The following is a 13,643-nucleotide window of genomic DNA, read 5'->3' as shown; positions in this document are numbered from 1 at the left end:
CTTCGGGTGCCGCGACGACGCCGTACCGACAACGGGGAGTGATCCACATGCGCCGTGCCCTGACCCTGACCCTGACCCTGCCGCTCGCCCTGGCCGCGAGCGCCGCCGCCCTGGTGTCCCCCGCCGCGGCGGGCGCGGCCCCCGCGGGCGGCTGCGACCCCGGCGAACTGTGCCTGTGGGCCCGGCCGGACTACGGCGGCACCCGCGCGGTCCACGAACTCGCCGACACCGACGTCAACTCCTGCGTGCCGCTGCCCGCCGGTGTCACCGCGAAGTCCTTCGCCAACCGCACCCGCAAGCTCGTGACGACCTACCAGAGCGCCGAGTGCTCCACCGAGGGCGACTTCGAGACGTTCCCGTCCGGCACATGGGTGCCCGAGTCCCGGCACACGATCCGGGCCTTCCAGATCGTCGACCAATGACGCCGTGCAGACAGGCAGACGGGCAGGGCCCCCACCGCGACCGCGGTGGGGGCCCTGGTGGAGCGGGGACCGTCAGGCGTCGCCGCCGGCCGCGCCGGGGTCGGCGGCGGCCACGTCGAGCAGCTGGTAGCGGTCGATCGCCTGCTTCAGCACCGAGCGGTCGATCTTCCCCTCCTTGGCGAGCTCGGTGAGCACGCCGAGGACCACCGACTGCGCGTCGATGTGGAAGAAGCGCCGCGCCGCGCCGCGGGTGTCCGCGAAGCCGAAGCCGTCCGCGCCCAGCGACTGCCAGGTGCCGGGCACCCAGCGCGCGATCTGGTCCGGAACGGCCCGCATCCAGTCGGAGACGGCCACGAACGGGCCCTCGGAGCCGGAGAGCTTCCGCGTCACGTACGGGACGCGCTGCTCCTCCTCCGGGTGGAGCAGGTTGTGCTCCTCGGCCTCGACCGCGTCGCGACGCAGCTCGTTCCAGGAGGTCGCGGACCAGACGTCGGCCCGCACGTTCCACTCCTCGGCGAGGATGCGCTGCGCCTCGAGGGCCCACGGCACCGCGACACCGGACGCCAGGATCTGCGCCGGGACCGCGCCCGCCTCGCCGGCCTTGTACTTGTACAGGCCCTTGAGGATGCCGTCGACGTCGACGCCCGCCGGCTCGGCCGGCTGCACGATCGGCTCGTTGTAGACGGTGAGGTAGTAGAAGATGTCCTCGTTCGCCTCGGGCGTCCCGCCGTACATGCGGCGCAGACCGTCCCGCACGATGTGCGCCATCTCGAAGCCGTACGCCGGGTCGTAGGCGACCACGGCCGGGTTCGTGGAGGCGAGCAGGTGCGAGTGGCCGTCGGCGTGCTGCAGGCCCTCACCGGTCAGCGTGGTGCGGCCCGCGGTGGCGCCGAGCACGAAGCCGCGCGCCAGCTGGTCGGCCATCTGCCAGAACTGGTCGCCCGTGCGCTGGAAGCCGAACATCGAGTAGAAGACGTAGACCGGGATCAGCGGCTCGCCGTGCGTGGCGTAGGCCGAGCCCGCGGCGATCAGCGAGGCGGTGCAGCCCGCCTCGGAGATGCCGTCGTGCAGCATCTGGCCGGTCGGGGACTCCTTGTAGGCCAGCAGCAGCTCGCGGTCGACCGACTCGTACGTCTGGCCCAGCGGGTTGTAGATCTTGGCCGACGGGAAGAGCGAGTCCATGCCGAAGGTGCGGTACTCGTCGGGGGCGATCGGCACGAAGCGCTTGCCGATCTCCTTGTCCCGCATGAGGTCCTTCAGCAGCCGGACGAACGCCATGGTGGTGGCGATCGTCTGCTGGCCGGAGCCCTTGCGGGTCGCCGCGTACGCCTTGTCGTCCGGCAGCGCAAGGGGCTTGGCACGCACGACGCGGGTCGGGACGTAACCGCCCAGGCCCTTGCGGCGGTCGTGCATGTACTGGATCTCCTCCGAGTTCCGGCCGGGGTGGTAGTACGGCGGGGCGCCGGACTCCAGCTCCTTGTCGGCAATCGGCAGGTGCAGCCGGTCGCGGAAGCGCTTGAGGTCGTCGACCGTCAGCTTCTTCATCTGGTGCGTCGCGTTGCGGCCCTCGAAGTTCGGGCCGAGGGTCCAGCCCTTGACGGTCTGGGCCAGGATCACGGTCGGCTGGCCCTTGTGCTCGCGGGCCGCCTTGTACGCCGCGTAGATCTTGCGGTGGTCGTGGCCGCCGCGGCCGAGGTGCAGCACCTGGTCGTCGGTGAGGCCCTCGACCATCGCGCGCAGGCGCTGGTCGTCGCCGAAGAAGTGCTCGCGGATGTACGCGCCGGTCTCGGTGGCGTACGTCTGGAACTGGCCGTCGGGCGTGGTGTTGAGCTTGTTCACCAGCACGCCGTCGCGGTCCTGGGCCAGCAGCGGGTCCCAGGTGCGGTCCCAGATCAGCTTGATGACGTTCCAGCCGGCGCCGCGGAACTGCGACTCCAGCTCCTGGATGATCTTGCCGTTGCCGCGCACCGGGCCGTCGAGCCGCTGGAGGTTGCAGTTGACGACGAAGGTGAGGTTGTCCAGGCCCTCGCGGGCGGCCAGGGACAGCTGGCCGAGCGACTCCGGCTCGTCCATCTCGCCGTCGCCGAGGAAGGCCCACACGTGCGACTGCTCGGTGTCGGCGATGCCGCGCGCCTGCATGTAGCGGTTCATCCGGGCCTGGTAGATCGCGCCCAGCGGGCCGAGGCCCATGGACACGGTCGGGAACTCCCAGAAGTCCGGCATGAGCCGCGGGTGCGGGTAGCTGGACAGGCCGTAGGGCGCCTTGGACTTCTCCTGGCGGAACGCGTCGAGCTGAGTGGCGGAGAGCCGGTCCAGCATGAAGGCGCGGGCGTACACACCCGGGGAGGCGTGTCCCTGGAAGAAGATCTGGTCCCCGCCCTTGCCGTCGTCCTTGCCCCGGAAGAAGTGGTTGAAGCCCACGTCGTAGAGGGAGGCCGAGGAAGCGAAGGTGGCGATGTGGCCGCCGACGCCGATGCCGGGACGCTGCGCACGGGACACCATGACCGCCGCGTTCCAGCGGGTCGCGTTCAGGATGCGGCGCTCGATCTCCTCGTTGCCGGGGAAGAACGGCTCGTCCTTGGTCGCGATGGTGTTGACGTAGTCCGAGCTGCGCATCTCGGGCACGGCCACGCGCCGCTCGCGCGCGCGCTCGATCAGCCGGAGCATCAGGTAGCGGGCGCGCTCGCGTCCGCGCTCGTCGATAGCGGCGTCAAGCGAGTCGAGCCATTCCGCCGTCTCCTCGGGATCGAAATCCGGGACCTGGCTGGGAAGGCCGCCAATGATGATCGGGTTGCGATCTGATCCGGAAGCCACGCTAATCCTTCGCTGATAGATAGTGCTACGGGGTCACGCCGCCTCCATCGTGTACCGCGCGTTCGGGATACGTCATCTCTACTGAGCGGTAACCGTAACGTAGCGCCACAGACCCACCTGCAAGGCCCCTGGCGGGGCTCCTGTGTGGCTTCCGGTGGCCGAGCGACCAAATCGCAACTGTACGCCCACTCGGACGTACGACCGACCGCGACTCCGATTCGGGAGAAATGCTGGCATAGTGGAGTGAGCCACGTCACCCTTCGCAGTTCGGGTTGCGGTGACACGTCAACGTTTGGGCGGGATGGGCGGCCGGGTACTTGCGCGATCCGCCGCGCCCGTGTGGACTACCGCCCATAACCCCGCACAGGAGCGGGAAGACAACCCCCATGACAGGAGGCAGAGCGTGAGCGCGACCGCGGGCCACGCGGAGGAGCGGACCAACCCGGCAAGCCGGCTTGGTTTCGAGCCCGGACAGGTGGTCCAGGAGCTCGGCTACGACGACGACGTCGATCAGGAGCTCCGTGAGGGTATCGAGGAGATCACGGGCGAAGAGCTCGCGGACGAGGACTACGACGACGTCGCCGACGGTGTCGTCCTGTGGTTCCGCGACGATGACGGCGACCTGACCGACGCCCTGGTCGATGCCACGTCCGCCGTCGACGACGGCGCCCAGATCTGGCTCATGACCCCGAAGACCGGCCGTGACGGGCACGTCGAGCCGAGTGACATCGGAGAGGCCGCGCAGACCGCCGGCCTTGCTCAGACCAGCAGTGTCAACGTCTCCAAGGACTGGACCGCCAGCCGGCTCGTGACTCCGAAGTCGGCGAAGGCCGCCAAGCGCTGAGGCGTTCAGGACGGACCCTGGGCCCCCGCGGCAGCATGCCGCGGGGGCGTCTTGCATGGGGTCCGGCGGGCAGTGGTTGACTGGACGGCCGGCCGGCCGGGCCGCGAGGGTCCCGGCGCCGCCCCGTCACCGGAAAGGTGTGTCCCGTATGGCGCTCGGCGCAGGAGAGCAGGCCCCCGACTTCGAGCTGAGGGACCAGCACGGCCGGACCGTCCGGCTCTCGGACTTCCGCGGCGCCAGGAACGTCGTGCTGCTGTTCTTCCCCTTCGCCTTCACCGGCGTCTGCACCGACGAGCTCTGCGCGCTGCGCGACGCGCTCCCGGCGTTCCAGAACGACGACGTGCAGCTGCTGGCGGTCTCATGCGACTCCATGCACACCCAGCGCGTCTTCTCCGACCAGGAGGGCCTGGACTACCCGCTGCTGTCCGACTTCTGGCCGCACGGCGAGGTCTCCCGCGCCTACGGCGTCTTCGCCGAGGACAAGGGCTGCGCGGTGCGCGGCACCTTCGTCATCGACAAGGAGGGCGTGATCCGCTGGACGGTCGTCAACGGCCTGCCGGACGCGCGTGACCTGAACGAGTACGTCAAGGCGCTCGAAGCCCTGTAGCCGGAGGGAACCGGGTACTACCCTCAGGGCGTTGATCCTGTTACGAGCGACACGCGACGACATGGGAGGACTCGTGGGAGTCAGCCTCAGCAAGGGTGGCAACGTTTCGCTGACGAAGGAGGCCCCCAACCTCACGGCCGTCGTCGTCGGCCTCGGCTGGGACGCCCGCACCACCACGGGCGCGGGTTTCGACCTGGACGCCAGTGCCCTGCTCACGGGCACCGAGGGCAAGGTCCTCTCCGACCAGCACTTCGTCTTCTTCAACAACCTCAAGAGCCCCGACGGCTCCGTGGAGCACACCGGTGACAACATCACCGGTGAGGGCGAGGGCGACGACGAGCAGATCAAGGTGAACCTGGCGGCCGTCCCGGCCGAGGTCTCCAAGATCGTCTTCCCGGTGTCGATCTACGAGGCCGAGACCCGTCAGCAGTCCTTCGGCCAGGTCCGCAACGCGTTCATCCGCGTCGTGAACCAGGCCGACAACAACGAACTGGCCCGCTACGACCTCACCGAGGACGCCTCCACCGAGACCGCCATGGTCTTCGGCGAGCTGTACCGGCACGGTGCGGAGTGGAAGTTCCGGGCCATCGGCCAGGGATACGCCTCCGGCCTGCGCGGCATCGCGCAGGACTTCGGCGTCAACGTCTGATGTCCAGGGTCGTGCGGTCCGTCCGCCCGGGGCGGGCCGCGCACCCCGGCTGGGGGAGGAGAACAGTATGGGCGTGACGCTCGCCAAGGGAGGCAATGTCTCCCTCACCAAGGCCGCACCGAATCTCACACAGGTGATGATCGGGCTGGGCTGGGACGCGCGCTCCACCACCGGAGCGCCCTTCGACCTGGACGCGAGCGCCCTGCTGTGCGCCTCGGGGCGGGTCCTCGGCGACGAGTACTTCGTCTTCTACAACAATCTCAAGAGCCCTGAGGGCTCGGTCGAGCACACCGGGGACAACCTCACCGGCGACGGCGACGGTGACGACGAGATCCTGATCGTCGATCTCGTGGCGGTCCCGGAGCGGGTCGACAAGATCGTCTTTCCGGTCTCCATCTACGAGGCGGACCTCCGCGGCCAGACTTTCGGCCAGGTCAGCAACGCCTACATCCGAGTGGTCAACCAGCTCGACCAGAGCGAACTGGCCCGGTACGACCTGTCCGAGGACGCGTCCAGCGAGACCGCAATGATCTTCGGCGAGCTGTACCGCTACGGCGGCGAATGGAAGTTCCGGGCCGTTGGCCAGGGGTACGCGTCAGGGCTGCGGGGTATCGCCCTAGACTTCGGGGTCAACGTTTCGTAAAGGGATTGGATATCCAGTGCTCCTCCGTACATTCGGCTGGTCGCTCGGCGTCACTGCCATCGGCTTGGCCCTCGCCGGCTTCCTGTGGGGTGCGGAAGGTCTCGCACTCGTCGCGATCCTCTCTGTCCTGGAGATCTCGCTCTCGTTCGACAACGCGGTGATCAATGCCGGGATCCTCCGGAAGATGAATGCCTTCTGGCAGCGCATCTTCCTGACGATCGGCATTCTGATCGCCGTCTTCGGCATGCGCCTGGTCTTCCCGATCATCATCGTGTCGATCACGGCCAAGATCGGACCGATCGACGCGATCGATCTGGCGATCAACAACAAGGACCAGTACGAACACCTGGTGACCTCCGCCCACCCGGCGATCGCCGCGTTCGGCGGAATGTTCCTGCTGATGATTTTCCTGGACTTCATCTTCGAGAGCCGTGAGCACACCTGGCTGTCCTGGCTGGAGCGCCCGCTGTCCAAGCTCGGCAAGCTGGACATGCTCTCGGTGGTCGTCGCCCTGGTCGTGCTGCTGGTCACCGCCACCACCGTGGCCACCGCGGTGGCCCACGGCGGCGGCGACAAGACCTCCACGGTGCTGCTCGCCGGCGTCGGCGGTCTGATCACCTACCTCGTTGTCGGCGGCATCTCCAGCTACTTCGAGGACCGCCTCGACGAGGAGGCCGACGAGGCCGACGAGGAGCTGGAGGAGGTGGCCGGCGGCGGCAAGCCGAGCGGCAGCGGCTCCAGCGCCGTGGGCCTGGCCGGCAAGGCGGCCTTCTTCCTCTTCCTCTACCTCGAGGTCATCGACGCCTCGTTCTCCTTCGACGGCGTCATCGGCGCGTTCGCCATCTCCAACGACATCTTCATCATCGCGCTCGGTCTCGGCATCGGTGCGATGTACATCCGGTCGCTCACCGTGTACCTGGTCCGCAAGGGCACCCTGGACGACTACGTCTACCTGGAGCACGGGGCGCACTACGCCATCGGCGCCCTGGCCGTCATCCTCCTGGTCACCATCAAGTACGAGATCAACGAGGTCATCACCGGCCTCGTCGGTGTCGTCCTGATCGGCGCCTCCTACTGGTCGTCGGTGGTGCGAAACCGCCGCCTCGGGGAAAGCTCCGAGCAGCGGGACGACAACGACAAGACGGAAGTGACGAGCGGGGTCTGACCCCCGGCGCACGACCGGACCGTGCCGCCGCCCTCCGCCCGCCGGGCGGAGGGCGGCGGCACGTCAGGGGAGGGGCGGAGCCCATATGTGGAAATTTCTGCGGCCCAGCAGCGGCTTCAACGTGCAGTTCGACCTCGCGAACGTGCACACCATCGAGCTCACCCGGCGCCATCAGGTCGTCTCGCTCACCAAGCAGGGCGCGGCCGTCGGCAATCTGCGGATCAACCTGTCCTGGCAGATGCGCACCTCCGACACCGGGGGCTGGAACCAGCGCGGCGGCTCCTGGCTGAGCCGCCAGATGCACCTGTTCAAGCCCGAGCCGGTGCAGGCGGCCGGCCCCGCCATGGTCAACGTCGACCTCGATCTGGCCTGCATGTACGAACTCGCCGACGGCACCAAGGGCGTCGTCCAGCCGCTCGGCAACTTCCTCGGCGACCTGGACGCCCCGCCGTACATCCAGATGAGCGGGGACGACCGCTTCGGCGGCTCCTCGGGCGAGACGCTCTACATCAACCTCGACAAGCGCGACGAACTCAAGCGCCTGCTCGTCTTCGTCTACATCTACGACGGCACGCCGGCCTTCGACCGCACCCACGCCAAGGTGGAGATCTTCCCCAGCTCCGGGCCGCGCATCGAGATCCCGCTCAACGAGCGCGAGCCGCAGGCCCGGTCCTGCGCGGTCGTGCTCATCGAGAACAAGAAGGGCGACCTGACCGTGCGCCGCGAGGTCAAGTACGTCTACGGCTTCCAGGCCGAACTCGACCGGCTGTACGGCTGGGGGCTGCAGTGGGGCCGCGGCTTCAAGAGCAAGGTCTGACGCCGCAGGCCCCGCCCGCGGCCGCGCTCAGCGGCGCTCCTGGAACTGCGGCCCCTGCGGGGGCAGCGTGACGGGCTGCTGCGGATGGGGATATCCGTAGGCGGGGCCGGGCGCGGCCGCGGTGGCGGCCGGCTGCTGCGGCGGGTAGCCGTACGCCGGGACCGGCGCCGTCGGCTCCTGCGGGTAGCCGTAGGCGGGGGCCGGCACGGTCGGGGGCTGCTGCGGGTAGCCGTACGCGGGCTCGGCGGCCTGGGTGGCCTGCACGGCCTGCGTCGAAGGGGCCGGGGCCTGCAGGGTGTATGCCTCGGGCTCGGCCGTCATGCGGACCGTGGGCGGCACCGGCTGCGGCGGCAGCGCGTTGGCCTCGGCGTCGGGGCTCGCCTGCTGCGCCGGGACCTCGACGAGGTCGCCCTCGTCCACGGAGATCCCGAACTCGGTCGCCAGGCCCTCCAGGCCGGACACGTACCCCTGCCCGAGCGCGCGGAACTTCCAGCTGCCGGAGCGCCGGTACAGCTCCCCGCAGATCAGCGCCGACTCGTCGCCGGTGTCCGGGACGACCTCGAAGAACGCCAGCGGCTCGGCCTCGGAACCGGCTGCCGCGGCGGCGTCGTACAGCAGCACCCGCAGGTCGGAGACGAGCGCGAAGGGACCGCCGTCGGAGGAGGCCGCGATCACCACGCGGTCCACGCTCGGGTCCAGGGCGGACAGGTCCACCTCGACCGCGTCGGTCAGCCCGGCCGGTTCGCTGCGCTTGGGCAGGTGCCGCGCGACGCCCGCCGGGTGCCGGGGCTGGTTGTAGAAGACGAAGTCCTCGTCCGAGCGCACCCGCCCGTCCGCCCCGACCAGCAGCGCCGACGCGTCGACGTCCGGTACCCCCGCGCCCGGGCTCCAGCGCAGTACCGCCCGTACGCCCGAAGCCGGTACGGGGATGTTCGAGCCCTTCACCATCGCCTGCGTCATGCCCGTCATCCTGCCCTCCCGGGGGCCGCGCCCACAACGCGGGGCGGGGGAGCGCCACCATCGGCGGACCGGCCGACATCCCGCAGACCCGAGGGGGTTACCTGATTTTCATACGCGACGGGAACGACCCCGGTGACCTCACACGTACGATAATCGGCCACGGCGTCGGGGGACGCTTCCCGCCTCACCATCCATCACCTGCCACGGGGGAACGCATGCGCCACTTCGCGCACCTCGCGCCGGACGTGCGGAACGAACTGTTCCACCGCGAGCCAGGCGAGTTCACGGCCGATTCGCCGGCCGCCACGCTCGCCGTCGCCCTGGGAGCCACCCTCTACAGCCCTGCCACCCGCACCAGCCTGGCCGAGGACGTCCTCAAACAGGCTGCCCGCGGCGTCGTCTCCATGGTCCTGTGCCTGGAGGACTCGATAGACGACCGCGAGGTCGCCGCCGGTGAGGAGAACCTGGTCCTCCAGTTCGGGGCGCTGGCCGCCCGCATCGGGGACGCCGACCCGCCGCTGCTGTTCATCCGCGTCCGCACCCCGGAGCAGATCACCGACCTGGTGCGCCGCCTCGGCGACACCGCGGGCCTGCTGTCCGGGTTCGTGCTCCCCAAGTTCACCGAGGAGTCCGGCGTCCCCTTCCTGGAGGCGCTCGCCGTCGCCGAGGGCATGTGCGGCCGCCGCCTGTTCGCGATGCCGGTGCTGGAGTCGCCGCAGCTGCTGCACCTGGAGACGCGTACCGAGACGCTGACCGGGATAGCGCGGACCGTCGACAAGTACCGCGAGCGGGTCCTCGCGCTCCGCCTGGGCGTCACCGACTTCTGCTCCGCCTACGGGCTGCGCCGCTCGCCCGACATGACCGCCTACGACGTCCGCATCGTGGCCTCCGTCATCGCCGACGTCGTCAACGTCTTCGGCCGTGCCGACGGGACCGGCTTCACGATCACCGGCCCGGTGTGGGAGTACTTCCGGCACTCCGAGCGCATGTTCAAGCCGCTGCTGCGGCAGAGCCCCTTCGTGCCCGAGGCCGTCGACCTGCGCGACGCCCTCATCCAGCGCGACATGGACGGCCTGCTCCGCGAGATCGAGCTCGACCGCACCAACGGGCTCCAGGGCAAGACCTGCATCCACCCCTCGCACGTGCAGCCCGTGCACGCGCTGAACGTCGTCTCCCACGAGGAGTGGACCGACGCCGTGGACATCCTCCACGAGGACCGCAGCGGCGGTGGCGTCCTGCGGTCGGCCTACACCAACAAGATGAACGAGGTGAAGCCGCACCGCGCCTGGGCCGAGCGCACCGTGCGGCGTGCCGAGGTCTTCGGCGTGGCGCGGGCGGAGACCAACTTCGTGGAACTCCTCGCCGCGTGCGTGCCGTCATGACCGGCACCCACCGGGAAAGGTCCCTCCCCATGGCAGCAGAACCCGTCTGGTCCGGGCAGTGGGTCGCCGACCGCCTCGGCATCGCCCTGCGCGGCGAGGGCCTGAGCGGTCTGCTGGGCCTCGCCCTGCGCCGCAACCCCAAGCGCGCGCACCTGCTCGTCTCCAACGTGCTGGGCAAGCACGTCCCGCAGCGGCCCGAGGCCGTCTACGCGGCCGGGCACGGGCTCGGCGTGCGCGTGCGCGACCTGCTCGGGGCGGACGGCGCGGCGCGCGCGGTCGTCCTCGGCTACGCGGAGACCGCGACCGGCCTCGGCCACGCCGTCGCCGACGGCCTCGGCACCGCCCCCTACCTGCACTCCACCCGGCGCCCGGTGCCCGGCACGACCCCGGTCGGGGGCTTCGAGGAGGAGCACAGCCACGCCACCTCCCACCTCCTGCTGCCCGAGGACCCCGCGCTGCTGGCGGGGGACGGGCCGCTGGTCCTCGTCGACGACGAGTTCTCCACCGGGCGCACCGTGCTCAACACCGTCCGCGCGCTGCACACCCGCTACCCGCGGGACCGGTACGTGGTGGTGGCGCTGGTCGACATGCGCTCGCCCGCCGACCGCGAACGGCTCACCGCCGTCGCCGCGGAACTGGGCGCCGCCGTCGACCTGATCGCCCTCGCCACCGGCGGCGTCGACCTCCCCGAGGACGTGCTGGAGCGGGGCCGGGCCCTGGTCGCCGAGCAGGACAGTCACGTCGCCGCCGCCGAGGCCGCCCCCGCCCACCCGGCACCCGACCGCGCCCGCCCGCGGCCGGAGCGCGTGCCCCTGGACTGGCCTGCCGGCGTGCCCGACGGCGGCCGGCACGGCTTCACCCCCGCCCACCGCGCCCGCCTGGAGGCCGCCCTCCCGGCGATGGCGGCCTCACTGGCCGGAGATACGGCAGGCAGCCGGCGCGTCCTGGTGCTGGGCAACGAGGAGCTGATGTACGCCCCGCTGCGCCTCGCCCTGGCCCTCCAGGAGGCGCTGCCGCACGCGGAGGTCCGCTTCTCCACCACCACCCGCTCGCCCGTGCTCGCCGTCGACGACCCCGGGTACGCGATCCGCACCCGGATCGTCTTCCCCGACCACGACGCGCCCGCCGACGGCCCCGGCGAGCGCTACGCGTACAACGTCGCCGGCGCCGGCTTCGACACGATCGTCGCGGTCGTGGACAGCGCGGCGGACACCCCCGCGCTGCACGCCCCGGACGGGCTGCTCGCCCGGCTCGCGGAACACACAGAAAGGCTGCTGCTCGCCGTGGTCCCCAGTTACGAACCCCGCACCTCCCCGGGGCTCCCGGAGCCGCTGCGCGGCCCCGCGTTCTCCTCGTACGCCCCCGAGGAGGTCGGCTGGCTGCTCAAGGACCTGTCGGACGTGGAGCTGGAGGCCCCGACCGAGGAGCGCGAGGAGGCCATCCAGAGCGGCGGCGCGCACTACGCGGAGTCGCTGCCCGAGGAGTACCAGCCGAGCGCGGAGTACCAGGAGCTGTTCCGGGACGCCCTGGAGCAGTCCGCGGGCCGGATCGCCCGCGCCGTCGGCGCCGTCACCGACCTGGTGCTCGCCGAGCGCGGCCCGGACGCGGTACTGGTGTCGCTGGCCCGCGCGGGCACGCCCGTCGGCGTGCTGATGCGCCGCTGGGCCCGGCACGCCCACGGCCTGGACCTGCCGCACTACGCGGTCTCCATCGTGCGCGGCCGCGGGATCGACACCACCGCGCTGCGCTGGCTGGCCGAGCACCACGACCCGGCACGGGTGGTCTTCGTGGACGGCTGGACCGGCAAGGGCGCGATCACCCGCGAACTGGCCGAGGCCGTCGCCCCCTTCGGGGACTTCGACCCGGAGATCGCGGTGCTCGCCGACCCCGGCTCCTGCGTGCGCACCTACGGCACCCGGGACGACTTCCTCATCCCGTCCGCATGCCTCAACTCCACCGTCTCCGGCCTGATCTCCCGCACCGTGCTGCGCTCCGACCTGATCGGCCCGGACGACTTCCACGGCGCGAAGTTCTACCGCGAACTGGCCGGGTCGGACGTCTCCACCCTCTTCCTCGACACGGTCGCCGCCCGCTTCGGCGACGTGGCCGAGGACGTCGCCCGCGACCTCAAGGAACTCCAGGCCGCCGACCGCGCCCCCACCTGGGAGGGCTGGAAGGCCGTCGAGCGGATCAGCGAGGAGTACGGCATCGGGGACGTCAACCTGGTCAAGCCCGGCGTCGGCGAGACCACCCGGGTCCTGCTGCGCCGCGTGCCCTGGCGGGTGCTCGCCCGCCGCGGGGCAGGCGCAGACCTGGCCCACATCCGGCTGCTCGCCGAGCAGCGGGGCGTCCCGGTGGAGGAGGTGGACGACCTGCCGTACTCGTGCGTCGGGCTGATCCACCCGCGCTTCACCCGGGGCGCGACCGGTACCAACGGAAAGGCCGTGACGGCCCAGTGAAGCAGCGTCCGGACCAGCGCACGCTCGTCGCGAGCGACCTCGACCGCACCCTCGTCTACTCCCCGTCGGCGCTCGCGCTGACCGTGCCCGACGAGGACGCGCCCCGCCTGCTGTGCGTGGAGGTCCACGAGGGACGGCCGCTGTCCTTCATGACCGAGACCGCCGCCGCCCTGCTCCAGAAGCTGGCCGCGGTCGCCGAGTTCGTCCCCGCGACCACGCGCACCCGCAAGCAGTACCGGCGGATCAACCTGCCCGGCCCCGTGCCGCGTTACGCGATCTGCGCCAACGGCGGGCACATCCTCGTCAAGGGCCACACCGACCACGACTGGAACGCCGAGATGCGCCGCCGCCTCGCCGAGGGCTGCGCGCCCCTGGACGAGGTGCGGGCGCACCTGGCGCGCACCGGCGACGAGTCCTGGCTGCGCAAGGAGCGGGTGGCCGAGGACCTGTTCGTCTACCTCGTCGTCGAGCGCTCCCTGCTGCCCGAGAACTGGGTGAAGGAATTCGCCGAGTGGGCCGAGGAGCGGGGCTGGACGGTGTCGCTCCAGGGCCGCAAGATCTACGCCGTGCCCCGCCCGCTCACCAAGTCCGCCGCCCTGGCCGAGGTCGTCCGCCGCACCGGCGCCGAGCACGTCCTGGCCGCCGGCGACTCCCTCCTCGACGCCGACCTGCTGCTCGCCGCGCACACCGGCTGGCGCCCGGGCCACGGCGAACTCGCCGACTCCGGCTGGACCGCCCCGCACATCGACGCGCTCACCCTCGCCGGCGCGGCGGCGGGCGAGGAGATGCTGCGCCGGATGCTCAGCGTGTCCCGTCGCTGAGCCGCAGCACGTGCGGCCGTTCGCCGGCCTGGATGAAGGGCGCGTGCCTCGTCCTCGGTG

12 protein-coding genes are annotated in these 13,643 nt (G+C 70.9%); 10 read left to right on the top strand and 2 right to left on the bottom strand.

Features of this window, described 5'->3' with window-relative positions; all coding sequences use genetic code 11:
• The first annotated feature begins 47 nt into the window (after positions 1 to 47).
• Entirely contained in the window at positions 48 to 422 is a 375-nt protein-coding gene (locus tag ACIP64_RS06360) for a peptidase inhibitor family I36 protein (protein ID WP_401582499.1), read from the top strand.
• Positions 423 to 494: 72 nt separating this feature from the next.
• Here ACIP64_RS06360 and aceE read toward each other — a convergent pair whose 3' ends face one another.
• The gene (gene aceE / locus ACIP64_RS06355; protein ID WP_401582497.1) at positions 495 to 3,236 is read right to left on the bottom strand and encodes a pyruvate dehydrogenase (acetyl-transferring), homodimeric type; all 2,742 of its coding nucleotides are present in this window, start codon (positions 3,234 to 3,236) and stop codon (positions 495 to 497) included.
• A gap of 403 nt (positions 3,237 to 3,639) precedes the next feature.
• On the opposite strand from aceE, the gene ACIP64_RS06350 reads away from it, so the two are divergent.
• The 6 genes from ACIP64_RS06350 to ACIP64_RS06325 all read left to right on the top strand — a co-directional run bounded on the left by ACIP64_RS06350 (position 3,640) and on the right by ACIP64_RS06325 (position 7,961).
• On the top strand, positions 3,640 to 4,080 hold the full coding sequence (locus tag ACIP64_RS06350; RefSeq protein WP_319662596.1) for a DUF3052 domain-containing protein: 441 nt from the start codon (positions 3,640 to 3,642) through the stop codon (positions 4,078 to 4,080).
• A 148-nt stretch (positions 4,081 to 4,228) separates the two neighbouring features.
• Entirely contained in the window at positions 4,229 to 4,687 is a 459-nt protein-coding gene (locus ACIP64_RS06345; protein ID WP_401582496.1) for a peroxiredoxin, read from the top strand.
• A gap of 73 nt (positions 4,688 to 4,760) precedes the next feature.
• Positions 4,761 to 5,336, top strand: coding sequence for a TerD family protein (locus tag ACIP64_RS06340; protein ID WP_360906988.1), 576 nt, complete (start codon positions 4,761 to 4,763; stop codon positions 5,334 to 5,336).
• Positions 5,337 to 5,403: 67 nt separating this feature from the next.
• Positions 5,404 to 5,979: a TerD family protein gene (locus tag ACIP64_RS06335; RefSeq protein WP_401582494.1), complete on the top strand. Its 576-nt coding sequence runs from the start codon at positions 5,404 to 5,406 to the stop codon at positions 5,977 to 5,979.
• Positions 5,980 to 5,995: 16 nt separating this feature from the next.
• Positions 5,996 to 7,144, top strand: coding sequence for a DUF475 domain-containing protein (locus ACIP64_RS06330; protein WP_401582492.1), 1,149 nt, complete (start codon positions 5,996 to 5,998; stop codon positions 7,142 to 7,144).
• Positions 7,145 to 7,229: 85 nt separating this feature from the next.
• Complete coding sequence (locus ACIP64_RS06325) at positions 7,230 to 7,961, top strand: Tellurium resistance (RefSeq protein WP_401582491.1); 732 nt, start codon at positions 7,230 to 7,232, stop codon at positions 7,959 to 7,961.
• A gap of 27 nt (positions 7,962 to 7,988) precedes the next feature.
• Here the strand turns inward: ACIP64_RS06325 and ACIP64_RS06320 are convergent, their stop codons facing one another.
• Positions 7,989 to 8,921 carry a TerD family protein gene (locus ACIP64_RS06320; RefSeq protein ID WP_401582489.1) on the bottom strand — a complete coding sequence of 311 codons (933 nt, stop codon included), beginning with the start codon at positions 8,919 to 8,921 and terminating at the stop codon, positions 7,989 to 7,991.
• Between the two features lie 215 nt (positions 8,922 to 9,136).
• Here ACIP64_RS06320 and ACIP64_RS06315 point away from each other — a divergent pair, with 215 nt between their 5' ends.
• The 3 genes from ACIP64_RS06315 to ACIP64_RS06305 are packed head-to-tail and all read left to right on the top strand — an operon-like array spanning position 9,137 to position 13,583.
• Positions 9,137 to 10,303, top strand: a complete 1,167-nt coding sequence (locus ACIP64_RS06315; RefSeq protein WP_401582488.1) for an HpcH/HpaI aldolase/citrate lyase family protein — start codon at positions 9,137 to 9,139, stop codon at positions 10,301 to 10,303.
• 29 nt (positions 10,304 to 10,332) lie between these two features.
• Positions 10,333 to 12,762 (top strand): phosphoribosyltransferase, encoded by a 2,430-nt coding sequence (locus tag ACIP64_RS06310; protein ID WP_401582487.1) that lies wholly within the window; start codon positions 10,333 to 10,335, stop codon positions 12,760 to 12,762.
• On the top strand, positions 12,759 to 13,583 hold the full coding sequence (locus ACIP64_RS06305) for an HAD family hydrolase (RefSeq protein WP_360906544.1): 825 nt from the start codon (positions 12,759 to 12,761) through the stop codon (positions 13,581 to 13,583). The genes ACIP64_RS06310 and ACIP64_RS06305 overlap by 4 nt, the downstream gene beginning before the upstream one ends.
• The last annotated feature ends 60 nt before the right edge of the window (positions 13,584 to 13,643 follow it).

This window comes from Streptomyces sp. NPDC088733 (assembly GCF_044751185.1).
Taxonomy (GTDB): domain Bacteria; phylum Actinomycetota; class Actinomycetes; order Streptomycetales; family Streptomycetaceae; genus Actinacidiphila.
The sequence above is the reverse complement of the archived record's forward strand: the minus strand, read 5'-3'. Positions and strand labels throughout refer to the sequence as shown.

Coding starts and splice junctions, on each gene's coding strand:
- ACIP64_RS06345 (WP_401582496.1), top strand. CDS start 4,229: ATGGCGCTCGGCGCAGGAGAGCAGGCCCCCGACTTCGAGCTGAGGGAC.
- ACIP64_RS06310 (WP_401582487.1), top strand. CDS start 10,333: ATGGCAGCAGAACCCGTCTGGTCCGGGCAGTGGGTCGCCGACCGCCTC.
- ACIP64_RS06360 (WP_401582499.1), top strand. CDS start 48: ATGCGCCGTGCCCTGACCCTGACCCTGACCCTGCCGCTCGCCCTGGCC.
- ACIP64_RS06315 (WP_401582488.1), top strand. CDS start 9,137: ATGCGCCACTTCGCGCACCTCGCGCCGGACGTGCGGAACGAACTGTTC.
- ACIP64_RS06320 (WP_401582489.1), bottom strand. CDS start 8,921: ATGACGCAGGCGATGGTGAAGGGCTCGAACATCCCCGTACCGGCTTCG.
- ACIP64_RS06335 (WP_401582494.1), top strand. CDS start 5,404: ATGGGCGTGACGCTCGCCAAGGGAGGCAATGTCTCCCTCACCAAGGCC.
- ACIP64_RS06325 (WP_401582491.1), top strand. CDS start 7,230: ATGTGGAAATTTCTGCGGCCCAGCAGCGGCTTCAACGTGCAGTTCGAC.